The sequence below is a fragment of the Kitasatospora sp. NPDC051702 genome (genome assembly GCF_040681575.1).
In the GTDB taxonomy this organism is placed as follows: domain Bacteria; phylum Actinomycetota; class Actinomycetes; order Streptomycetales; family Streptomycetaceae; genus Kitasatospora.
The window spans coordinates 24,678-47,555 of record NZ_JBFAZB010000012.1; the positions used below are offsets into that span (position 1 = coordinate 24,678).

Genomic DNA, 22,878 nt, shown 5'->3' on the forward strand with positions numbered 1-22,878 from the left:
GCCGGGCAGGCCCTACAGCAGCTGCGCCCCGTCGCGCTGGGCGGAGCAGCTGCGGCGGAACGAGCAGCGGTCGCAGCCGCCACCGGTCTGCGGGACGAAGCGCTCCGCGAGGACCTTGCCGGCCGCGTCGGCGAGCAGGTTCTCGATCCACGGCTCGCCCTCCGGCGGCTCCTGCCGCTGCACCCTGGGGACGTCCTGGACGGCCTTGGCGGCGGGTTCGCGCAGGTGGACGAGTTCGGCGCCGCCGGCGGCCGGGGGCCGCTCGTCGAACCCGGGCAGGGCGTTGAGCGCCCCGGCCCGGACGGCGAGCTGGTAGACGGCGAGCTGCTTGTGCTCGGGCAGCGACTTCTCGGTGGGGATCTGCTTGCCGGTCTTGAAGTCGACCACGTAGGCGCGTCCGGCCCGGTCCTTCTCGACCCGGTCCATCGAGCCGCGGATGCGCACCGAGACGCCGCCGACGTCGAGGGTGACGTCGAAGCCGTGCTCGGTGGCGACGACGTCGCGCCCCCGCTCCAGCACGTGCCAGTTGAGGAAGCGCTCCAGGGCGGCCCGGGCCTCGGTCTTCTCCTGGTGGGACTTCCAGGGCGCGTCGAAGGCCAGCGCGTCCCAGACCGTGTCCAGGCGTTCCATCAGGACGGCGAGGTCGGCGGGCGCGCGCCCGGAGCCGACCTCGTCGGCGAGGGCGTGCACGACGTTGCCGAAGCCCTGGGCGGCGGAGCCGGGGCCCTGGGCCTTGACCTCCTTCTCCAGGAACCACTGCAGCGAGCAGCTCTCCAGCTGCTCCAGGCCGCTGCCGGACAGCCGCACCGGCAGGTCGGGGCTGCGCAGCGGGTCGGGGGCGGCGGTGGCGTCGTCCAGCCCCCACCAGCGGTCGGGGTGGGCGACGGGCACCAGCGGCAGGCCCTCGTCGTCGGTGGCGGCGGCCAGGCGGGCGAGCCGTTCGGCGGCTGCCCGGCGCAGCTCGGGCGAGCGGGACGGGTCGACGGTGACCGCGCGCAGTTCGGCGACCAGCGCGGGGACGGACAGCGGGCGGCGCGGGCGGTGGGTGACGTCCTCGACGGTGACGGGCGGGGTGCGGCGCACCACCTTGCCGGTCCGGGGGTCGACGTCCTCGCGGTAGAGCTCGCGCAGGAAGCGGGAGGGTTCGTCGCCGTCGTCGGCGGGCGCCTTGACGGCGGTGACGATCAGCCGCTCCCTGGCGCGGGTGGCGGCGACGTAGAAGAGGCGGCGCTCCTCGCCGAGCAGGGCGGCCGGGGAGAGCGGCTCGGCGAGGCCGTCGCGGCCGATCCGGTCGGCCTCCAGCAGGGAGCCGCGGCGGCGCAGGTCGGGCCAGAGGCCGTCCTGGACCCCGGCGACGACGACGAGGCGCCACTCCAGGCCCTTGGAGCGGTGGGCGGTCATCAGGCGGACGGCCTCGGGGCGCACGGCGCGGACGGTGAGGGTGTCGGCGGCGATGTCCTGGGCGTCGAGCTCGGCGAGCAGGTCGAGGGCGCCGCGGTGGCCGGTGACCTGTTCCTCGGCGCGGGCCGCGGTCTCGAACAGGGCGCACAGCGCGTCGAGGTCGCGGTCGGCGTTGCGGCCGGCGGCGCCGCCGCGCAGGGCGGCCCGTTCGAGGCGTTCGCGCCAGCGGCGGCTGCCGTCCCACAGCTCCCAGAGCGCGTCCTCGGCCGTGCAGCCGCCGGCCAGGGCCTCGCGGACCTTGCGCAGCAGGGTGCCGAGGTCGCGCGCCCGGCGGGCGTGGCCGGGGTCCAGGGCGACCAGCCGCTCGGGCTCGGCGAGCGCCTCCCGGATGAGCTCGTCGGCCGGGCGGGGGGCGCTCGGGTCGCCGTCGGCGCGCAGGGCGGCGCGCTCCTCCTCGCGCAGGGCGCGGCCGAGGCGGCGCAGGTCGGAGCCGTCGAGGCCGCCGAGCGGGCCGGTGAGCAGGGTGCGGGCGAGGTCGGTGGTGAGCGGGTCGGGCCGGTCGGCGTCGCCGTGCCGGTCGCGGTCGGCCTGCTCGGCGCAGAGCCGCAGGGCGAGCAGCAGCTGGGCGACGGCGGGCTCCTCGCGCAGCGGCAGGTCGTCGCCGTCGATCTCCAGCGGGACGCCGGCGGCGCTGAGCGCCCGCCGCACGCCGGGGATGGAGCGGCCGCCGGCCCGGACCAGGACGGCCATCTCGCCCCAGGGGACACCGTCCTCCAGGTGGGCGCGGCGCAGCAGGTCGGCGATCGAGTCGAGTTCGGCGCCGGGGGTGGGGTAGGTGTACACCTCGACCCGGCCGCCCTCGCGGGAGGGCAGCAGGGCGCGGTGCTGGGCGAGCTTGTCGGCGGGCAGCCGGCCCATCGGCATCCGGCGGGCGATCTCCCGGGAGGCGGCGAGCAGCAGGGCGCCGGAGCGGCGGGAGACCCGCAGCACCCTGACCTCGGCGGGGCTGCCGTCGGCCCGGCGGAACGCCTGCGGGAAGTCGAGGATGCCGTTGATGTCGGCGCCACGGAAGGCGTAGATCGACTGGTCGGGGTCGCCGACGGCGACGAGGTCCCCGCCGCCGCCGGCGAGCCGGTGCAGCAGCCGGACCTGGGAGGGGTCGGTGTCCTGGTACTCGTCGACGAAGACCACCTCGTAGCGGCGGCGCAGTTCCTCGCCGACCTCGGGGCGTTCGGCGAGCAGCACGGCGCGGTGGACGAGCTCGGCGTAGTCGAGGACGCCCCGCAGGTCGAGCACGTCGAGGTAGTCGGCGAGGAAGTGCGCCGCGGCGGCCCAGTCGGGCCGCTGGACGCCCTGGGCGAAGCGCTCCAGTTCGGCCTCGCCGAGTCCGAGCTCGCGACTGCGGGCGAGGACGGCACGGACCTCGTCGGCGAAGCCGCGGGTGGTCAGGCAGGCCCGCAGGTCGAGCGGCCAGTGGATGCGGGAGCTGCCGAGCCGGGCGTCCTCGGCGCCGCCGGCGAGCAGCTCGCGGACCATGACGTCCTGCTCCGGTCCGGAGAGCAGCCGCAGCGGCTCGGCGTAGTCCCCGGGGTCCTGGTGGGCGCGCAGCAGGGCGTAGCAGAACGAGTGGAAGGTGGTGGCCTGCGGGGCGGCGGCGGAGGCGCCGAGGCGGCCGGACATCCGGTCGCGCAGCTCCATGGCGGCCTTGCGGCTGAAGGTGAGGACGAGGATCCGCTCCGGGTCGGTGCCGTCCTCGATCCGCCGGGCGACGGCCTCGACGAGGGTGGTGGTCTTGCCCGTGCCCGGGCCGGCGAGCACCAGCAGCGGTCCGCCGGCGTGCTCGACCACGGCGCGCTGGTACGCGTCCAGCACGGGCGGGTCGGGCTGGACGAGCGGGCTGCGCACGAGCCGGTAGGGGGAGCTCAAGGGGCGGGTCCTGGGGGTTGTGCGGGAGACGTGGCCGGGCGGGCCCGCCGGGGCCCGCCCGTATCGAGCCTACGATCCTGCCCCGTCATTCCCGCCGGCGCGGCCGTTTCGCGGGATCTCCGCCGGGCGGCCGCCTCCCGGCCGTCCCAGCGGGCGCGGCGCAGGTCGACCCGGGGCGGGTCGGCGAGTTCGCGCAGCGGGGTGCCCTCCTCGCCGTAGTGGGCGAGGGCGCGGTGCTCGTGCCCCGGCAGGAAGCGGCCGTCGGCGCGGATCACCCGCCACCAGGGGACCGAGCCGCCGTAGAGTGCCATCACCCGGCCGACCTGCCGGGGGCCGCCCTGGCCGAGGTACTCGGCAACGTCCCCGTAGGTCATCACCCTGCCGGGTGGAATCCGCTCGGTGAGGTCGAGCACCAGTTCGGCGAAGGGCGGCAGGTCGTCCGGGAGGCCGTCGTCTGTTACGTCCGTCACCTGCGGCATTCTTCCGCACGGGGGCGCACCCGCGGTCCCGTACGAACGATCCGCCGCGCCCGATCCGCCCCCTGTCCAGCACGGGGCGCCGGGGCATGCCACCATCTTCGGGGCGGTGAGTGGTGATACGAGGACAAGACCAGATGACCGGGACGGCTGACGTGGGCGTGGACGAGGACTCCGACGAGTCCACCGCCGCCGTGCCCCCGGCTCCCGGTGGCGGGCCCGCGGAAGGGCCGACTCCGGAAGTCTCCCTGATCAAGGACCTGACGATCAAGACCCCCGCGCAGGCGCGCCCCGTCGAACCCGTCGAGCCCGTCGAACCCGGGCCCACCGAGCCCGCCCGACCGGCACCCGCCGGACCGCGGCCCGCCGAACCCGTCGAGCCCGTCGAACCCGGACCGCCGGCCCGGCGGCCGCTGCCCGAGCAGCACGACCCGCTGGACGACACCCCGTACCTGGACGTCGACGAGCCCCTGCTCGCCGCCCGGGCGCACCGCCCGTCCGACCTGATCCGCTTCCTGGCCGGCGTCCTCGGCATAGTCGCCGTCTTCGTCCTGGCCGGCATCGCCACCTCGACCACCACCGGCATCGAGAAGGACATCTCCGACAACGCGCCGCACTTCTCCGCGGTGCTGTCCACCGTCACCGGGCTGCTCTCCAGCGTCGCGGTGCTCGCCGTGCCGCTGGCGTTCGCGGTCGAGCGGCTGATCAAACGCGACGGCCTGCGGGTCGCCGACGGGGTGCTCGCCTCGGTCCTCGCCTACGGCGTCTCGCTGGGCATCGACTGGTGGGTGGCCGAAGGCGCCTCCGAGCAGATCCGGGACGCGCTGACCCGGCTGCCGATGAACAGCAACGGCACCCTCACCGACCCGGTGCACGGCTACCTGGCCCCGGTGATCGCCTACATGACCGCGGTCGGCATGTCGAGCCGCCCCCGGTGGCGGGTCGCCCTCTGGGTGGTGGTGGTCTTCAGCGGGGTCACCGAGCTGCTCGGCGGCTACACCACCCCGCTGTCCCTGCTCCTCACCGTGCTGATCGGCTGGTCCGTCGCCTACGGCACGCTGTACGCGATCGGCTCCCCGAACATCCGGCCCACCGGCCAGCACCTGATGATCGGCCTGCGCAAGGTCGGCTTCACCCCGCGCAGCGCCCACCGCGCCCCGGACGCGCCCGGCGGCACCCGCCGCTACTACGTGACCCAGCAGAGCGGCCCGCCGCTGGACGTCCACATCATCGACCGCGAGCAGCAGGCCTCCGGCTTCTTCTACCGCGCCTGGCGGCGGCTGCGGCTGCGCTCGGTGGCGGTGCGCCGCAGCCCGCAGTCGCTGCGCCAGGCGCTGGAGCAGGAGGCCCTGATCGCCTACGCGGCGGCCGCCTCGGGCGCCCGCGCACCGCAGCTGGTCGCCACCTCCGAGCTGGGCCCGGACGCCGCGATCCTGGTCTACGGCAAGGTCGAGGGGCGGACCCTGGACGAGCTCGCCGACGAGGAGGTCACCGACCTGGTGATGGCCTCGCTCTGGGAGTCGGTGGCCGCGCTGCACGAGCGCCGGATCGCCCACCGCCGGCTCACCGGCGAGTCGCTGCTCGTCGTGGACGAGAAGACGGCCTGCCTGGTCAACCTCTCCGGCGGCGACATCGCCGCCACCGACCTGACCCTGCGCATCGACGTCGCCCAGCTGGTCACCACCTTCGCCCTGCGGATCGGCCCGGAGCGCGCCGTCGCCACCGCCAACGCCGTGCTCGGCGCCGACCGGGTGGCGCAGGCCCTGCCGCTGCTCCAGCCGGTCGGGATGAGCCGCTCGACCAGGATCGACCTCAACAAGCTGAGCAAGGAGCGCAAGGCCGCCGCCCGCGCGAAGGCCCTGGAGCAGGTCGCCGCCGGCGAGCGCACCCAGCAGCAGGCCGAGGAGGACATCGCGACGGCCGGCGAGGACCTGCTCAGCCGCATCCGCGGACAGATCCTGCAGATCGCCCCCGAGGCGCCGATGGAGCCGGCCAAGCTGGAACGGCTGAAGCCGAAGAGCCTGATCATGGTGATCGCGCTCACCTTCGCCGCCTACCTGGCGCTGACCACCATCAAGCCGGCCCAGCTCAAGCTCTCCCAGATGGACTGGGCCTGGGCGGCGGCGGCGCTGGCCGCGGCGGCCTTCAGCTACGTGGCCGCCGCGATGAGCCTGACCGGCTTCGTGCCGGAGAAGCTCCCGTTCCGGCGCACCGTCGCCGCACAGCTGGCCGGCTCCTTCGTGAAGCTGGTCGCCCCCGCCGCGATCGGCGGCATCGCGCTCAACACCCGGTACCTGCAGAAGGCCGGGATCCGCTCCGGCCAGGCGGTGGCCTCGGTCGGCGCCTCCCAGCTGGCCGGCCTGGCCGGGCACCTGCTGCTGCTGTTCAGCTTCGGCCTGATCACCGGCAGCCAGACCAACGGCGACCTCTCGGCCTCCCGCGCGGTGATCATCGGCGTGCTGACCGCCGCCGTGCTCGCCCTGGTGGTGGCGGCCGTCGCACCGCTGCGCCGGTTCGTGCTGGGCCGGCTGCGCTCGCTGTTCTTCGGCGTCGTGCCGCGGATGCTCGACCTGATGCAGACGCCCAGCAAGCTGGTCACCGGCTTCGGCGGCATCCTGCTGCTCACCCTGTCGTTCACCGCCTGCCTGGACGCCTCGGTGCAGGCCTTCGGCGGCAACGTCAGCTTCTCGGCGGTCGCGGTGGTCTTCCTGACCGCCAACGCGGCCGGCTCGGCGATCCCGACCCCCGGTGGCATCGGCCCGGTCGAGGTCGCGCTGATCGGCGCCCTGACGGTCGCGGACGTCTCACCGGCGGTCGCCACCCCGGCGGTCTTCCTCTACCGGGCGCTCACCTTCTGGCTGCCGGTGCTGCCGGGCTGGATCTCCTACAACGTGCTGCAGCGCCGGGGCGCGCTCTGACCCCTGCGCAGCCGCGCCGCCCGGGCCCCGCAGCGGGGCCCGGACACGCGGAAGGGCCCGCCGGGGCGGGCCCTTCGCAGACGTGGTCGCTCCTGCCGGAGCCCGGGTCTAGTAGACCGGCTTGTGCGGCTCGACCTGGTTGACCCAGCCGAGCACGCCGCCGCCCAGGTGGACGGCGTTGGCGAAGCCGGCCGCCTTCACCACGGCCAACACCTCGGCCGAGCGCACGCCCGACTTGCAGTGCAGCACGATCTTGCGGTCCTGCGGCAGCTTCTCCAGGGCGTCGCCCATGAGGAACTCGTTCTTCGGGATCAGCACCGCGCCCGGGATGTTGACGATCTCGTACTCGCCGGGCTCGCGGACGTCGATCAGGAAGATGTCCTCCTTCTCGTCCTGCCACTGCTTCAGCTGCTGCGAGGTGATGGTCGAACCGGCGGCGGCGGCCTGCGCCTCCTCCGACACGACGCCGCAGAAGGCCTCGTAGTCGATCAGTTCGGTGACCGTCGGGTTCTCGCTGCAGACGGCGCAGTTCGGGTCCTTGCGGACCTTCACCTGGCGGTAGTTCATCTCCAGGGCGTCGTAGATCATCAGCCGTCCGACCAGCGGGTCGCCCACGCCGGCCAGCAGCTTGATCGCCTCGGTGACCTGGATCGAGCCGATGGACGCGCACAGCACGCCCAGCACGCCGCCCTCGGCGCAGGAGGGGACCATGCCCGGCGGCGGGGCCTCCGGGTAGAGGCAGCGGTAGCAGGGGCCGTGCTCGGCCCAGAACACGCTCGCCTGGCCGTCGAAGCGGTAGATCGAGCCCCACACGTACGGCTTGCCCAGCAGCACCGCGGCGTCGTTCACCAGGTAGCGGGTGGCGAAGTTGTCCGTGCCGTCCACGATCAGGTCGTAGCCGGAGAAGATCTCCATGACGTTGGAGTTGTCGAGGCGCTCCTCGTGGAGGATCACGTCGACGTAGGGGTTGATCTCCTTGACCGAGTCCCGCGCCGACTCCGCCTTGGAGCGGCCCACGTCCGACTGGCCGTGGATGATCTGGCGCTGCAGGTTGGACTCGTCCACCACGTCGAACTCGACGATGCCCAGCGTCCCGACACCGGCGGCGGCCAGGTACATCAGCGCGGGCGAGCCGAGGCCGCCGGCGCCGACGCACAGCACCTTGGCGTTCTTCAGCCGCTTCTGCCCGGCCATGCCCACGTCGGGGATGATCAGGTGGCGGGAGTACCTGCGGACCTCGTCAACGGTGAGCTCGTCGGCCGGCTCGACCAGGGGTGGCAACGACACGGGGACTCCGATGGGTGTCTGGTTCAGGTGGCCAGGGCCAGCCTCTTGGTGGGGTTTCTGCTCCGCCACGCGGGTGGCTGCTTACGCCAACAGTGTCACGTCCCTCCGGTATTCCGAGACAGCCCGTCCGATGGGCGAGACGGGTGGCGTCGGATCGTGGAACCGGCCGCCGCCGCCCGCAGGGCGCTCCGGGCCTGCGGTGACAGGCCCGGAGCGCCCCGGGGCACCGGTCAGACCCGGCAGGCCGTCTCCAGCCACACGTCGCCGAGCGACTCCTCCAGCGGCACCTGTGTCCGCCAGCCGAGACGGTCCCGGGCCGTCCGCACGTCCGCCTGCCGCCACGGCACCGGCTCCCCCGCGGCGGCCCGGCCCTCCGGACGGTGGCCCTCCGGGCGGTGGCCCGGGAGATGGTGGCCGGGCAGGTGGTCGCCGACCGGCCCGCCGGCCTGCGCGGGCAGCAGGACCTGCCGGTTCTCCTCCACGATCGACCCCTCGAAGCCGGACGCCCGGACCAGCAGCTGGGCCGCGTCCCGGGCCCGGACGGCGTGCCCGCTGCCGATGTTGACCACCCCGGTGGCGGCCGACACCGCGGCCGCCTGGATCGCCCGCGCGACGTCCCGCACGTCCACGAAATCCCGGTATCCGGACAGGTCCGGCATCCGGACCTGCGCCTCGTCCCGCTCCAGCGCCCGCCGCAGCCCCTCCGCGAGCCGCCCGAACAGCGAGGCGGTCGGGGCGCCCGGGCCCACCACGTCGAACACCCGCAGCACCGCCGCGTCCAGGCCGGAGGCCAGCACCAGCTCCGTCCCGGCCAGCTTGGACACCCCGTACGGGCCGACCGGCCGCGGTTCGGCCTGCTCCGACACCGGCACCCCGCCGGGCACCGGGCCGTACTCGGCGGCGGAGCCGACGTGCACCAGCCGGGCCGGCTCCCGGCTGCGCCGGATCGCCTCGCAGACGGTGGCGACGGCCAGCGTGTTCGACCGGATCAGCGTGCGCGAGCTGCCGTAGGTGGCGCCCGCGCAGTTGATCACCACCTGCGGCGCGACCGCGTCCAGGAACCGGGCCAGGGCACCCGGGCTCCCGGTGGTCAGGTCGAAGCGGATGTCGGCCGAGTCGCGCCGGCCGAGCACCGTCACCTGCAACTCGTGGTCCATCAGCAGACGATCGGTGACCCGGCGGCCGATGAAGCCGTCGGCGCCCAGCAGCAGCACCCTCATCGGGGGCGTCCTTCCACGAAGCGAGGTCGGGGACGACCTGGCGGACTGAAACCAACAGACGGAACGGGGGAGACGGCGGGCCGGGCTCAACGGTGCGACCCCGCACGGCCGAGCACCGCCCAGGCGTGCACCAGCAGCACCGCGGCGACCGCACCGCCCCCGAGCAGGACGGCCACCGGGACGGCCCGGCCCGACACGAGCAGGACGAGCGTCGCCGCGGGGCCGGCCGCCGCCCCCAGCGCGGCGGCCCGCTCCCGGCCGCAGCGCGCGAGCAGCGCGGGCAGCACCAGCAGAAGTCCCAGCACGCCCTGCGCCGCCCACTGCGCGGCGCCGGCCCGCTCGGCCGCCAGGTGGAGCAGCCCTCCGCCGTGGCCGGGGCCCGGGCGCGGCGCGACGACGGTCAGCACGGCCAGCGCGGCGAAGGTCAGCACCGCGAGCACCGCCAGGTGCAGGGCGACCGCCACCGGGAGCACCGGCCGCATCCGGGCCCGGAACTCGGCGAGCGTGCCCGCCGCCCCGAGGTGCCCGCGGCCGACCTGCCGGTACCAGCGGGCGGCCCGCTCGGCCGACCCGGCGGACAGCGCCGCCGCGAGCACCAGGGCGGCCGCGAGCCGCCGGTCCCCGTCCGCCGCGGCCAGCGGGAGCAGCAGCAGCCCGGCCAGGCCCAGCCCGTACCCGAACGCGGCCGGGTTCCGGCGCGAGCCCGCCGGGCGGCGCACCGGCCGGGCCGGGCCGAGCGCCCCCACCGGGCCGCCGGACGGCGGTGCCGGCTCGACCGCGGGGTCCGCGGTCAGCGCGGGCAGGAGCAGCAGCGGGACGGCGGCCGGCAGCAGCACCGGCCAGCGGCCGCCGAGCGCGGCGGCCGCCGCACAGGGCAGCGCGGCCAGCCCGGCGGCGGTCAGGCTCGCCCGGGCGGCGCCGCGTTGCCGGCCGCCGCACGGCGGCTCGGGGGCCGGGGGCCGCCGGGGCACCCGGGCGTACAGCTCCTCGGCGAGCGAGAACAGGTCGGCGTGCCGGCAGCGCGCGGCGGCGTCCGGGCCGAACCCGGCCTCCTCCAGCCCGGCGGCGATCTCCAGCGGGTCGACGGCCCGTTCGCACAGCGTCCGGTGCTCGGCCATCACCTCGCGGACCGGGTCGCCCACCGGGCGGCCGGTGCCGCCGACCGCCGCGCCGCCGGCCATCAGACGGCCTCCGCGAGGGCGCCGGGGCGCTCCTGCGCGCCGGCGTCACCGCTCTCCTCGGCCGGACCGGCCGGGCCGGGCCGGCCGGCCCTCGGGTCGGCGGGGCGGTGCGGGCCGCCGTCCGGGGCGTCCGCGCCGCGCCGTCCGTCGGCCAGCCAGTACTCGGCGGGCCGGGCGAACGGGCGCGGCGGCTCCCCGGCCGTGCCGCCGCCGGCGCCGTCCGGGAAGGCCGGGTACTGCGAGACCAGCTCCAGGTAGATCTCCCGGAAGGCACCTATCACCGGCTCGACGGCGAAGCGTTCCTGCGCCCGAAGCCGCCCGGCCAGCCCGAGCCTGGCCCGCCGCTCCTCGTCGCGCAGCAGCGCCAGGCAGGCGCCGGCCAGGGCGCGCGGGTCCCGGGCCGGCACCAGCAGTCCGGTCGGCCCGACCACCTCCCGGGCCACCCCGACGTCGGTGGACACCACCGCGCGGCCGCTGAGCATCGCGTCGGCGAGCAGCCGCGGGCTGCGCTGGGACAGCCCTGAGAAGACCGCCACCGTGCCGCCCTCCCAGACCTCGGCGAGCGAGCCGGGCCGGCCGGCGAAGTCGACCGCCGCCGCCACCCCGAGCCGCTCGGCGACGGCCGCGCAGTGCGCCCGGTAGCCGGGCGCCGCCTCCTCGCCGTGGACCACCAGCCGGGCCCGCGGCACCTCGGCCCGCACCTTCGCGAAGGCGTGCAGCATCAGTTCGGCGTCCCGCCCGGGCTCCAACGCGCCCGCCCAGACCAGGGTCGGCTCGTCCGGCTCGGGCCCGGCCGCCGGTCGGGACACCGCGGACGTGCCCTCGTACACCACCCGGGTGCGCGCCGGATCGGCCCCGCAGCGGCGCTGCCACTGCTGGTCGTGGACGCTGCCGGGGGTCAGTACGGCGGCCTGCCGGTAGGTCTCCTCGGTGAGCGCCCGGAAGAACGCCAGCAGCAGCGCCCGGACCGGCCAGCGGTACGGCGCCTCGCGGTAGCCGAGGTACTGCTCGCGCAGGTGCAGGCCGTGCTCGGTGACCACGAACGGCACCCCGTGCAGCTGCCGGGCGACCAGCGCGGGCAGCGCCGCCGGGCCGCCGCCGACCACGTGGCAGAGGTCGGCACCGCCCAGGCCGCCGGGCCCGGTGCCGTACCACGGCGCGGAGAGCGGCCGCAGGCACTGCTCCAGCAGGTCCGCCGCGACCAGCACGTCGCAGACCAGAGGCTGCCCGGCGGAGGTGTCCGCGCCCGGCAGCCGCCAGACCCGTTCCAGGGTGCGCCGGGCGTGCACCGAGGAGAGGAAGGCGGGCAGCGCGCCGTCCTCCCGGGCGAGCGCGGCCAGCCGGTACAGCCCGGCGCCGAAGCCCGCCCGCTCCCCCGGCATCACCAGCGCCCGGACGAGCTGCTCGTACGCCCCGGCGTAGCGGCGTCTGCGCAGCGCGCCGGGGGCTCTGCCGCCCCGCCGGCGCCCCCACAGCGCCAGCTCGTGCACCCCGCGCCAGACGGACGACGGACGCCCCGCGGCGGCCCGGCCCCCGGGCGGTGCGAGCAGGTAGAGCTCGAACCCGTGCTCCGGGAGGCCCTCGGCCAGCCGGTCGCACCAGCCGCCGGCGGCACGCTGGGGATGCGGACGGGCACCCTCGGTGAGCAGGGCAACGCGCACGGGAGACCTCCAGGACAGAGCGGATCACGGGCGGATCACGGGCGGATCGACGGATGGGCCGGGCGGCCCGGGCGGTCGCCGGGGCGGCCCCGCGCGGCGGCGGGACGGCCGGGGCGAAGGGCCCGGTCGGCCGGGTGCGACGGCACCGGGACGCTCCCCGGCCGCACGGCCGGGTGGTGTCGGGGCGGCGGCCCGGCCGCGGTCCTCCCGCGATCCGTTCCCCGGGCCCGCGCCCGTTCCGGCGGTCGGTCCCGACCCGCCGGGACGACGGGTGCGGCCGTCCTCCGGCTCCTCCGGCGACCGCGCCTCCCCCACACCTGTTCGGTCCGACAGCAGAAAGGTAGGACCGGGCCCGGGCAATCCATCGGTCACATGCCTGGTTGCCACCTGAACGAGTGAACCGGCGTGACCTCGCCCGGAACGGGGCCGTTACCGGGCGGCCTCCGCGATCAGCTCGCGCACGGCCCTGGCCACCTGGTCGGGGTGCTCCATCATCGCGACGTGGCCGGACTCCGGCAGGACCAGCAGCCGGGCGTCGGCGAACGCCGCGCAGGCCCGCCGGGCCGAGCGGTAGCCGACCAGCTTGTCGCGCAGCCCGTACACCAGCAGCACCGGCGCCGGCACGTTCTCGGCCTGGCGCCACAGCGCCTGGTCGCCGCGCTCGGTGTAGGCGGAGACGATCCCGCGGGCCGAGCCGGTCAGCGCCTGCATCGCGTGCGGCACCTCCAGCCGGCGGCGGTACTCGGCCACCGCCTCGGCACGGGCCGCCGCGGACAGTCCGGCCGGGTCCCCGTAGACCAGCCGCAGCAGGTCCTCGGTGGCCTGCTCGGGGCCGCGCGCGTTCACCGGCAGGCGGCGCAGCAGCACGGGCAGCCCGGGCAGCGCGAGCAGGCCGGTCGACCAGGCGGAGCGCTGCGGCGGCAGCTCGGGCAGGGCCGGCGAGACCAGGGTGAGGCTGCGCACGAGGTCCGGGCGCAGTGCCGCCAGCCGGACGGCGACCGCGCCCCCGAGGGAGTTGCCGAACAGGTGGACCGGCCCGCGGCCGGCGGCCTCCAGGTAGCCGATCACCGCGCGGACGTGGCCGGAGACGCTGAGGTTGCCGTCGGCGGGCGGGCCGGAGCGCCCGAAGCCGGGCAGGTCCACCGCCTCGCCGTCGACCACGTCGCCGAGCCGGTCCATCAGGGCCGTCCAGTTGGCCGCGGAGCCTCCGAGGCCGTGCACGAACAGGCCCGGCTCCCGGCCGTCCGCCCCGTCGCCCGCGGCCGGGCGGTGCACCGCGAGCACCGCGCCGGGAACCTCGACCGTCCGCACCTGCTGCTCAGCGCCGCTCATGGTGGACGATGGTAGTGAGCCCCGGCCGGGGCCGCGGGGGCGGTCCGGCCGTTCCCTCCCCCGTCGCACCCCTGCCGATGCCGAGGTCAGCGCCGTATTGTGGGCTCCTGACAAGGAGGCCGAGGCCTTTTCTCGTTCCCGCCGAACGCGGAAGCGGTTACCGAAAAGTAGAATCGGCCCTCTTGCCAGCCCGGAACAACCCGAAGTGAGGAGCGCCGTGACGGCCATCCAGGAGGCGCAGGAGCGCCCGCGCGGTGCCCGCCTGCCGCGAAGCGCCCGCCGCGAACAACTGCTCGGTGCCGCCCAGGAGGTGTTCGTCGCCCAGGGCTACCACGCGGCCGCCATGGACGACATCGCCGACCGCGCCGGGGTCAGCAAGCCGGTGCTGTACCAGCACTTCCCCGGGAAGCTGGAGCTCTACCTGGCGCTGCTGGACAAGCACTGCGACGCCCTCGTCGAGTCGACCCGGGACGCGCTGTCGACGACCACCGACAACAAGCTCCGGGTCGCCGCGACGATGGAGGCGTACTTCAACTACGTCTCCAGCGAGTCCGGCGCGTTCCGACTGGTCTTCGAGTCGGACCTGACCAACGAGCCGGCCGTGCGCGAGCGCGTCGAGCGGGCCTCCGAGGCGAGCGCGACGCTGGTCAGCAAGGTGATCCAGGAGGACACCGACCTGCCGGAGTCGGAGTCCAAGCTGCTCGCCGCCGGCGTCTGCGGCCTGGCCCAGATCACCGCCCGCTACTGGCTCTCGCAGGGCCTGGAGATCCCCCGCGACGAGGCGGTGCGGCTGGTCGCCAGCCTGGCCTGGCGCGGCCTGAAGGGCTTCCCGATGCACCCGACCGGCGAGGGCGAGGCACCCTCCCAGCAGGGGTGATCCGGCGACCTTCGCCGCCGCGGTGATCCCGTGCTCTATGGTGAAGCCGTACGGCGCGGTCGCCGCGAACGCTTGTTCCAGGCGGGCGTCGTCCGCGCGTGGAGGCTGCAACCCCGGAGGGACGGAAGTCGTGGAGGTCAAGATCGGCGTGCAGAACGCGCCGCGCGAGATCGTGATCGAGAGCTCGCAGACTGCCGATGAGGTCGAGAGCGCGGTCGCGAAGGCGCTGGAGGGCTCCACCAAGCTCTTCGCGCTGACCGACGAGCACGGCCGCCGCGTCATCGTCCCGGCCGAGCGCCTGGCGTACGTGGAGATCGGCGAGCAGGCCGTCCGCAAGGTCGGTTTCGGCACCGCCTGAGGCGACGTCCGAGCAGCGCACCCGGTGCCCCGTTCCCCCCGTGGGAGCGGGGCACCGCTGCGTGTACCGCCCGGTGGGCCTGGGTACGGCGTCAGTGCGGCCGGCGGCGCCGCGCACCCGTCCCCGGGGAGGCAGTCTTGCTGGTCGAGTCGATCGCCTTCGCCCTGGTCGGCCTGGTCACGGGCCTGACCGCGCTGCTGGCCCGGCCCGCGTACTTCCCGGCGGCCCGTTCGCTCACCATGGGCACCGCGCTGGCGGCGGCCCTGCTGGGCGGGGTGGTCGCGCACTTCTGTCTGGACGGGCGGTACCCGGTCGGCGCGGTGGCGGCCGCGGTGCTGGCCTCGGCGGTGCTCACCTCGGCCCTGGCCCGGCCGGACCTGGCCGCCGGGCGGGCCCCGGCGCACCGGCACCACCCGCACCGGGCCGGCGCCCACCGCGCGCCGCGGCGGCACCGGCCCGCGTAGGTCCTGTCCGGTGGGTCAGGAGGCCAGGCCCAGGGCGGCCATCCGCCGGGTGTGCGCCTCGGTGATGCGGTTGAACATCTTGCCGACCTCGACCAGGTCGAAGCCCTGCACCCGGACGCCGCCGACCAGCAGGTTGGACAGCGCGTCCCGCTCGGCCACCACCCGCTGGGCCTGGCTGAGCGCCTCGCCCATCAGCCGCCGGCCCCACAGGGCGAGCCGGCCGCCGGCCCGCGGGTCGGCCTCGATGGCCTGGCGCACCTTGTCCACGGCGAACTGGGCGTGGCCCGTGTCGGACATCACGCCGAGCACCAGCTCGCGGGTGTCGTCGTCGAGCCGGACGGCGACCTCGCGGTAGAAGTCGGTCGCGATGGCGTCGCCCACGTAGGCCTTGACCAGGCCCTCCAGCCAGTCCGAGGGCGCCGTCATCCGGTGGAACAGCTCCAGCGGCTCGACGAAGGGGCGCATCGCCTCCTGCGGGTCGGCACCGACCTCGGCGAGGCGGTCGTGCAGCCGCTGGTAGTGCTGGAACTCCGCGGAGGCCATCCGGGCCAGGGCAGCCTTGTCCGCGAGGTCCGGCGCCAGCTTGGCGTCCTCGGCGAGGCGCTCGAAGGCGCTCAGCTCGCCGTACGCGAGCGCGCCGAGCAGATCCAGCACCGCCGCCCGGTACCCCGGGTCGGCCGAGCACGCGGCCCAGTCCCCGATCGAGCCGGCCGCGGCGTCCTGCGTCTCACCATGGGTCTCCATGACCCGTCACCTTAGTCCCGACGGCCCGGCTCCCCCACCACCGGACGCACCCGGGTGACCGGCCGGAATCCCGGTTCCGGCCGTGGTCGCCCGGGGCAATGTCAGACGCGTCACGTGTTCGAGTCGTCGCCTGACTGTATGGTGGTACGGAGCCCCGTCGTGCTCGCACGGTGTCACCGCCGTCTCGGTGCCCCGCGCAAGCCCGCTCCCTAGCGGCGACGTCCACCCGGACGCGTCCGCACCGGAGGCACGGGTACTCACGTACGCGGATGCCCGGTCGGAGAGCCGATCGGCTCCGACCATGGCTTGGACTTCAAGCCTTGGCACCGCATCAGTGGCCGAGCGAGGGCCGCCGAGACCGCGCCCCCTGGCGCATGGTCCCGCGCAGGTCCCTCACGGGAATCCTCCCCGACGCCGCCGGCGACGCGCCCCGCACCGGGCCGCGCGCACCGGCCGGCCGCAGGGACCGGCGCGGTTGTGCGTCCGCGCAGCTGTATCAGGGCCGTCCCGGCCCGTACGCAGCCGCGCGGCTGCCCGCCCGCCGCTCGCTCTCGGCCCCTCCACACGGAAGAGGCAGCACCCTGTCCACCACCGCTGAACCCATCAAGACGACCTTCCGGGACCTGGGAATCCTCCCGGAGACCGCCGAGGCCCTGGAGGCCGTCGGCATCGTCCATCCCTTCCCCATCCAGGAGATGACCCTCCCGGTCGCGCTGACCGGCCACGACGTCATCGGCCAGGCCAAGACCGGCACCGGCAAGACCCTCGGTTTCGGCCTCCCGCTGATCGAGCGGGTCATCGTGCGCGCCGACGTGGACGCCGGCCGGGCCACCGAGGAGCAGCTCTCCGAGTCCCCGCAGGCGCTGATCGTCGTCCCGACCCGCGAGCTCTGCACCCAGGTCACCAACGACCTGCAGACCGCCGGCAAGGTCCGTGACGTCCGCGTCCTGGCCGTCTACGGCGGCCGCGCCTACGAGCCGCAGGTCGAGGCGCTCGCCAAGGGCGTCGACATCGTGGTCGGCACCCCGGGCCGTCTGCTGGACCTCGCCGGCCAGAAGAAGCTGAACCTGTCCAAGGTCCGCTCGCTGGTCCTGGACGAGGCCGACGAGATGCTCGACCTGGGCTTCCTGCCCGACGTCGAGAAGATCATCACCATGCTGCCGGCCAAGCGGCAGACCCTGCTGTTCTCGGCCACCATGCCGGGCCAGGTCATCAGCCTCGCCCGCCGGTACATGAGCCAGCCGACCCACATCCGGGCCGCCGCCCCGGACGACACCGGCACCACCGTCGCCAACATCGAGCAGCACATCTTCCGTGCCCACTCGCTGGACAAGGTCGAGGTCGTCTCGCGCATCCTGCAGGCCGACGGCCGCGGGCTGGCGATGATCTTCTGCCGGACCAAGCGCACCGCCGCCGACGTCTCCGACCAGCTGACCCAGCGCGGCTTCGCGGCCGGCGCGGTCCACGGCGACCTCGGCCAGGGCGCCCGCGAGCAGGCGCTGCGCGCCTTCCGCAACGGCAAGGTCGACGTCCTGGTCTGCACCGACGTCGCCGCCCGCGGCATCGACGTCGAGGGCGTCACCCACGTCGTCAACTACCAGTGCCCCGAGGACGAGAAGACCTACCTGCACCGGATCGGCCGCACCGGCCGGGCCGGCGCCTCGGGCACCGCGGTCACGCTGGTCGACTGGGACGACATCCCGCGCTGGCAGCTGATCAACAAGGCGCTCGAGCTGCCGTTCAACGACCCGGAGGAGACCTACTCCACCTCCGCGCACCTGTACGAGCTGCTCAAGATCGCGCCGGGCACCAAGGGCGTCCTGCCGCGCTCGGAGCGGACCCGCGCCGGGCTGAACGCGGAGGAGGTCGAGGACCTCGGCGAGACCGGCGGACGCGGTGCGCGCGCCGCCCGCGGCCGCGGCGGGCGCAGTGGCCCGGCCCGCGAGGCCGTCGAGGCCGCCGTGGCGACCGAGGAGCAGCCGCGCCGCACCCGTGAGCGCCGCCGCACCCGGCGGGGCTCGGTGGTCGGCGAGGGCGAGGCCGGTACGGCCGTCGAGACCGCGTCGGCCGTGGCCGTCGAGGGCACCGAGGGCGAGGCGGCTCCGCGCCGCCGTCGCCGCCGTTCGCGCGGCGCCGCCGGTGAGGCCGCCGTCGCCGTGACCGAGACCGTCGAGGCCGTCGTGGCGGCTCCGGTGGCGGAGGCTCCGGCCGCCGAGGCCGTCGCCGAGGAGAAGCCGGCCGCGCGCCGCACCCGGACCCGCAAGCCGAAGGCGGAGGCCGTCGAGGCCGCCACCGAGGCCCCGGCCGCCGAGGCCGTCGCCGCGGAGGCCCCGGCCGCCGCGGAGAAGAAGCCCGCCCGGACGCGCACCCGCAAGCCGAAGGCGGAGGCCGTCGAGGCCGCCACCGAGGCCCCGGCCGCCGAGGCCGTCGCTGCGGAGGCCCCGGCCACCGCGGAGAAGAAGCCCGCCCGCACCCGGACCCGCAAGCCGAAGGCCCAGGCCGAGACCGCCCCGGCGGCGGCCGAGGCCCCGGCCGCCGAGGCCGTCGCCGAGGTTCCGGCCCCACGCAAGCGCACCCGCACCCGCAAGGCCGCCGCCGCCCCGGAGGCGACCCCGGAGAGCTGACGCACCCCGCCCCGGAGGGGGCGGGCCCGGCCGATCGCGGCCCGGCCCGCCCCCTCCGGCGTTCCCGGGTTCCCCGATACGCTCGGGTTACCGGCCAGTCGCCCGCAGGAGAGCAGCCCATGAGCACCCCGCCGTTCCTCACCCTCCCCCGCTGCGCCCGGGCGCTGCGGCTGTCGACCGCCCGCGGGGAGTTCGCCGCGCTGCGGGCCGAGCCGGACGGGCCGGTGCGCGGCTCGGCGCTGCTGGTACCGGGCTTCACCGGCAGCAAGGAGGACTTCATCGCCCTGCTGGAGCCGCTGGCGGCGGCGGGCTACCGGGTGACGGCGGTGGACCAGCGCGGCCAGTACGAGACCGGCGGCCCGGACGACCCGGCCGCCTACGCGGTCGGCGCGCTGGGGGCGGACGTCCGGGCCCTCACCGCGGCCGTCGCCGCGGAGGGCGTCCCGACGCACCTGCTGGGCCACTCCTTCGGCGGGCAGGTGGTCCGGGAGGCGGTGCTGGCCGCCGCGGCGGACGGCCCGTCACCGTGGCGCTCGCTGACCCTGATGGCCACCGGCCCGGGGGCGATCGACCCGGCCGAGGCGGCCCGCACCAAGCTGCTGCTGGACGCCCTCCCGGCGCTGAGCCTGGAGGAGATCTGGCAGGTCATGCAGCAGATGGAGGAGGGCTCCGGGGACCAGCGGCAGCGCCCGGACCAGGCGGTCGCGCAGTTCCTGCACCGCCGCTGGCTGGCCAACGTCCCGCTGGCGCTGACCGTCACCGGGGGCCATCTGGTCGCCGCCCCGGACCGGGTGGCGGAGCTGGCCGCGGCCACCGCCGGCCTGCCGGTGCTGGTCCTGTCCGGGGTGCGGGACTACGCCTGGCCGGTGCCGGAGCAGTCCGCGATGGCCCGGCGGCTGGGCGCCCGCCGGGTGGTCGTCGAGGACGCCGGTCACTCCCCCAACGCCGAGCGTCCGGCCGCCACGGCCGCGGCGCTGGCCGACTTCTGGGGCTGACCGCCCCGACCTCCGGGAGTGGTCTGAACCACTTTTCGAAGTTCGACCGTCCTCAACACGGGACAAAATTCGTTAGTTACGGTAATCTTTGATTCTGTCCGGGAATCATCACCGGCCTCCAGGTCATCGCGAACCATCCGAAACCTGGACTTTACGGACGGGCAACGGCCCGGTAGCACCGCCACGACACCGTGGTTCACGAGGCACCAGACGCACCGGGCAAGAGGGGGACCCTTGCCGCAGCAGGCAGCCGAACGCACGAACCGAACGGTCCGGACTCACCGCCGGACCCGCACGACCCCGAAAGGGCTGATACCGACTCAGCCGCGACCGCCCCGCCCCGCGGGGCCAGGAAAGGAGACGCCCATGACGAAGACCATGCGCTTCGAGATCGTCCGACTGGACGACGCCAACGGCTCCGCCACCGACCGCGTGATCGCCGACGCCGACACCGTCCGCGAGCTCGTCCAGGCCGCCGCCAGCACCGGCGAGCGACTGCTCATCCGCCCGTGCCCGACCGTCTGACCACGCGCGGCGCCTCCGGCCCGGAGACCTCACCCGCCGCCGACGAGCCCGGAGCGTCCGATCCGGACGTACCGATACCCGACTGACGCCCCGTCACCGCGATCGCCGATGACGGGGCGTCAGTGCGTTCGGACCCGTCGCCCCCGACGTTTGCCGCCGCCCCCCACGGGACATCCCCCAACGGGAACCGCCCGCACCGCGCCCACCGCGCGCCGGACGGGCCCGCCACCGACAGGTACCGCCGAGCCCTCCGTACGGGTGATCGTCCTTGACGCGGCGGTCCGGAGGGAGGAGCGTTGTCGGCTATGAGGGGCGAGCCCAGCTGCCCGAGGTGCGCCGGTCGGGTCCGCGCCCCCGGTCTGTTCTCAGACACCTGGCAGTGCGACCGGCACGGAGCCGTGCACCCGATGCAGCCGGTGCTGCCGCCGAGCGTGGAGGCCCTCGGCGTGGCCGTCGCCCGTTCCCAGGTCCCCGTCTGGCTGCCCTGGCCGCTCCCGGTCGGCTGGCTCTACACCGGCATCTCGCACGTCGGCGACGACGTCTCCGGCGCCCGGGCCACCGCCGTGGCCTGCGCCGGCCCGGCACCGCTCGGCGGCTTCGGCGAACTGGTGCTGGTCGCCGAGGAGCTGGGCGTCGGCCTCGGCGCCCGCTACGCCGGGATGCCCGGGCCCGACCCGGGCGACTCCGTCGGCCTCTACAAGCCCGCCGACGCCAAGCTGATGGCCGCCGGCCGGCCCACCCCGATGTTCCACGTCCCGGACGCCCCGGCCGACCGCGCCGTGTTCGTCGGCGAGGCCAGGGGGCTCTGGCTCTGGGCGATCGCCTGGCCCGAGCAGTCCGCCCTGGTGATGTACGACGAACTGGTGCTCACCGACCTGCGCGAGGCCGGCGCCGAGCTGGACCTGCTCCCCTGCGGCGCCCTCTCCCCCCGGCTCCTCGGTTGAACGGCTTATCCTGGGCCGCACCCACGAGCCCCCAGGAGCCCGCCCCGTGCGCATCGACCTGCACGCCCACAGCAACGCCTCCGACGGCACCGACAGCCCGGCCGAGCTGGTCGCCGCGGCGGTGGCCGCGCGGCTCGACGTCGTGGCGCTCACCGACCACGACACCGTCGCGGGCCACCGGGAGGCCGAGGAGGCCGTCCGGGCGCTGCCGGCCGGCACCCGGCTGACCGTCGTCCCCGGCGCCGAACTGTCCTGCGTCGTGGGCGACGTCAGCATGCACCTGCTCGCGTACCTCTTCGACCCGGACGAGCCGGCCTTCGCCGGCGAGCGGGAGCTGGTGCGCACCGACCGGTTCCGGCGCGGGCGGGCGATCGTCGAACGCTGCCGGGAGCTCGGCGCCGACATCAGCTGGGAGCAGGTGCAGCGGATCGCCGGGGCCGGTTCGGTCGGGCGGCCGCACATCGCCAGCGCGCTGGTCGAGGCCGGGGTGGTGGCCACCGTCTCCGACGCCTTCACCGCCGACTGGCTGGCCAACGGCGGCCGGGCGGACGTCCGCAAGCACGAGACCGACCCGGTCGAGGCGGTCCGACTGGTCCGGGCGGCCGGGGGCGTCCCGGTCTTCGCCCACCCCGGAGCGGTCAAGCGCGGGCGGACCGTCTCGGACGAGGTGATCGCCGACCTCGCGGCCGCCGGGCTGGCCGGGCTGGAGGTCGACCACACCGACCACGACGAGGAGACCAGGCTGCGGCTGCGCGGACTGGCCGGCGAGCTCGGACTGCTGGTCACCGGCTCCAGCGACTACCACGGCAGCCGCAAGACCGTCCGGCTCGGCGAGCACACCACCGACCCGGACGTGTACGAGGCGCTGCTGGCGCAGGCCACCGGCGCGAAGCCGATCACGGGCTGACGCCCCGCCCGGCCGGCGTCGCTGCCGGCCGGGCCCGTCGGCCGGACCCGTCGGCCGGGCTGGCCGGCCCGGCCGGTCAGTCCAGCCGGACGCCGCGCCGCTGCGGGTCGCGCAGGTCGGTGCCCTGGTTCAGCCAGCGCTCCTGGAGCGCGGCCGCGCCGTGCACCCGCTTCCAGCCGGCCTCGTTGGGCGTCATCGGCAGCAGCGGCAGGAAGCGCACCGGATCGGCCGGTTCGTCCAGTTCCAGGTCCGGCACCAGACCGCCCGGTTCGGCGGCCAGCACCGAGGTGAAGGGCGCGCCCTCCCAGAGCGGGGCGCCCAGGTCCAGCGAGCCGCCCGGGGCCACCACCAGGCCCTCGACCTGCGGCGTCGCGGCCAGCGTCGCCAGGCTGCGCAGCACGCTGTCGCGCCCGCCGCGGACGGTCAGCACCAGCTCGGCGCGCGGGCCGCGCAGCTGGTCGGCGACCATCGCCGTCGGGTCGGCCATCGGCGCGGCGGACATGCCGAGCGTCGCGTAGCGGAACAGTCCGTCGGCGTCGGGGCCGAAGCGCAGCACCTCGATCCGGTCGGTGCCGAGGAAGGTGACCGCGGCGCGGCCGCTCGGCTCGCCGAAGGTGGCGATCAGCCGGGCCTCGACGGCCGCCAGCACCGCCTCCCGGGAGAGCGCCGGGGAGCTGCCGCCGTGGGGATCGCCGAAGAGCGGGAAGTCGTGCGCCATGCCGGTGAGCGTAACCCGCGGGGGCCGGCCGACCGCGTGCGGGCGGGCCAGGGCAAAGACTCGGGAAACCCCGCGGCACCGATGACCGGTCAGATGTTAGGGTGAGCGACTGGCCACCGGAAACGCTGCGTTTCCCGGGGCGGCGGCGCGAAGGAGGTGGTTGCGGTGGATACCGGCCGACCATGCAGTACCGGCAGCTCTACCCGGCCCCGAACTCCCCGTACCCCTCGCCACGCAGGCTGAACCGGCTGAACCAGCCGAAGTAGCCCGGGCAAGGCCGGACGCGGGACGGACCGGCCGGGAGAGCACCCCTCATCCCC

The 22,878-nt window shown here is 75.7% G+C and carries 18 protein-coding genes; 9 read left to right on the forward strand and 9 right to left on the reverse strand.

All coding sequences use genetic code 11. The features are described 5' to 3' along the window. Positions 1-12: 12 nt before the first annotated feature. Together AB0N04_RS13100 and AB0N04_RS13105 are read right to left on the reverse strand one after the other, a co-directional pair. Positions 13-3,327 (reverse strand): ATP-dependent DNA helicase, encoded by a 3,315-nt coding sequence (locus tag AB0N04_RS13100; RefSeq protein ID WP_360213861.1) that lies wholly within the window; start codon positions 3,325-3,327, stop codon positions 13-15. After that, positions 3,324-3,797 carry an MGMT family protein gene (locus tag AB0N04_RS13105; RefSeq protein ID WP_360213859.1) on the reverse strand — a complete coding sequence of 158 codons (474 nt, stop codon included), beginning with the start codon at positions 3,795-3,797 and terminating at the stop codon, positions 3,324-3,326. Before AB0N04_RS13105 ends, AB0N04_RS13100 begins: the two co-directional genes overlap by 4 nt. Positions 3,798-3,940: 143 nt before the next feature. On the opposite strand from AB0N04_RS13105, the gene AB0N04_RS13110 reads away from it, so the two are divergent. Beyond that, the gene (locus tag AB0N04_RS13110) at positions 3,941-6,721 is read left to right on the forward strand and encodes a lysylphosphatidylglycerol synthase transmembrane domain-containing protein (protein WP_360213857.1); all 2,781 of its coding nucleotides are present in this window, start codon (positions 3,941-3,943) and stop codon (positions 6,719-6,721) included. Between the two features lie 108 nt (positions 6,722-6,829). Here the strand turns inward: AB0N04_RS13110 and moeZ are convergent, their stop codons facing one another. The 5 genes from moeZ to AB0N04_RS13135 form a co-directional block, all read right to left on the reverse strand. Then, positions 6,830-8,008, reverse strand: coding sequence for an adenylyltransferase/sulfurtransferase MoeZ (gene moeZ / locus AB0N04_RS13115; RefSeq protein ID WP_360213855.1), 1,179 nt, complete (start codon positions 8,006-8,008; stop codon positions 6,830-6,832). Between the two features lie 230 nt (positions 8,009-8,238). Continuing rightward, complete coding sequence (locus AB0N04_RS13120; protein WP_360213853.1) at positions 8,239-9,228, reverse strand: NAD-dependent epimerase/dehydratase family protein; 990 nt, start codon at positions 9,226-9,228, stop codon at positions 8,239-8,241. 86 nt (positions 9,229-9,314) lie between these two features. Beyond that, positions 9,315-10,409 (reverse strand): hypothetical protein, encoded by a 1,095-nt coding sequence (locus AB0N04_RS13125; protein ID WP_360213851.1) that lies wholly within the window; start codon positions 10,407-10,409, stop codon positions 9,315-9,317. Continuing rightward, positions 10,409-12,070, reverse strand: a complete 1,662-nt coding sequence (locus tag AB0N04_RS13130) for a DUF3492 domain-containing protein (protein WP_360213849.1) — start codon at positions 12,068-12,070, stop codon at positions 10,409-10,411. The genes AB0N04_RS13125 and AB0N04_RS13130 overlap by 1 nt, the downstream gene beginning before the upstream one ends. 429 nt (positions 12,071-12,499) lie before the next feature. After that, the gene (locus AB0N04_RS13135) at positions 12,500-13,402 is read right to left on the reverse strand and encodes an alpha/beta fold hydrolase (RefSeq protein WP_360213847.1); all 903 of its coding nucleotides are present in this window, start codon (positions 13,400-13,402) and stop codon (positions 12,500-12,502) included. Between the two features lie 217 nt (positions 13,403-13,619). Between AB0N04_RS13135 and AB0N04_RS13140 the strand changes: the two genes are divergently transcribed. The 3 genes from AB0N04_RS13140 (at position 13,620) to AB0N04_RS13150 (ending at position 15,101) form a co-directional block, all read left to right on the forward strand. Next, on the forward strand, positions 13,620-14,279 hold the full coding sequence (locus tag AB0N04_RS13140) for a TetR/AcrR family transcriptional regulator (protein ID WP_360213845.1): 660 nt from the start codon (positions 13,620-13,622) through the stop codon (positions 14,277-14,279). 130 nt (positions 14,280-14,409) lie between these two features. After that, positions 14,410-14,637 carry a DUF3107 domain-containing protein gene (locus AB0N04_RS13145; protein ID WP_360213843.1) on the forward strand — a complete coding sequence of 76 codons (228 nt, stop codon included), beginning with the start codon at positions 14,410-14,412 and terminating at the stop codon, positions 14,635-14,637. Positions 14,638-14,774: 137 nt separating this feature from the next. Beyond that, positions 14,775-15,101 (forward strand): hypothetical protein, encoded by a 327-nt coding sequence (locus tag AB0N04_RS13150; RefSeq protein ID WP_360213841.1) that lies wholly within the window; start codon positions 14,775-14,777, stop codon positions 15,099-15,101. A gap of 15 nt (positions 15,102-15,116) precedes the next feature. Here the strand turns inward: AB0N04_RS13150 and AB0N04_RS13155 are convergent, their stop codons facing one another. Continuing rightward, entirely contained in the window at positions 15,117-15,845 is a 729-nt protein-coding gene (locus AB0N04_RS13155; RefSeq protein ID WP_360213839.1) for a ferritin-like fold-containing protein, read from the reverse strand. A gap of 695 nt (positions 15,846-16,540) precedes the next feature. On the opposite strand from AB0N04_RS13155, the gene AB0N04_RS13160 reads away from it, so the two are divergent. The 5 genes from AB0N04_RS13160 to AB0N04_RS13180 all read left to right on the forward strand — a co-directional run bounded on the left by AB0N04_RS13160 (position 16,541) and on the right by AB0N04_RS13180 (position 21,840). After that, a complete protein-coding gene (locus AB0N04_RS13160) occupies positions 16,541-18,469 on the forward strand; it encodes a DEAD/DEAH box helicase (RefSeq protein ID WP_363364220.1) in 1,929 nt (642 codons plus the stop codon). A 119-nt stretch (positions 18,470-18,588) separates the two neighbouring features. Then, positions 18,589-19,464 carry an alpha/beta fold hydrolase gene (locus AB0N04_RS13165; protein ID WP_360213835.1) on the forward strand — a complete coding sequence of 292 codons (876 nt, stop codon included), beginning with the start codon at positions 18,589-18,591 and terminating at the stop codon, positions 19,462-19,464. Between the two features lie 366 nt (positions 19,465-19,830). Then, positions 19,831-19,989, forward strand: coding sequence for a hypothetical protein (locus tag AB0N04_RS13170; RefSeq protein ID WP_360213911.1), 159 nt, complete (start codon positions 19,831-19,833; stop codon positions 19,987-19,989). A gap of 305 nt (positions 19,990-20,294) precedes the next feature. Then, on the forward strand, positions 20,295-20,933 hold the full coding sequence (locus AB0N04_RS13175) for a DUF6758 family protein (protein ID WP_360213833.1): 639 nt from the start codon (positions 20,295-20,297) through the stop codon (positions 20,931-20,933). Positions 20,934-20,979: 46 nt separating this feature from the next. Then, on the forward strand, positions 20,980-21,840 hold the full coding sequence (locus AB0N04_RS13180) for a PHP domain-containing protein (RefSeq protein ID WP_360213831.1): 861 nt from the start codon (positions 20,980-20,982) through the stop codon (positions 21,838-21,840). Positions 21,841-21,916: 76 nt separating this feature from the next. On the opposite strand, the gene AB0N04_RS13185 is transcribed toward AB0N04_RS13180, so the two are convergent. After that, entirely contained in the window at positions 21,917-22,558 is a 642-nt protein-coding gene (locus tag AB0N04_RS13185) for a suppressor of fused domain protein (protein ID WP_360213829.1), read from the reverse strand. Positions 22,559-22,878: the final 320 nt, after the last annotated feature.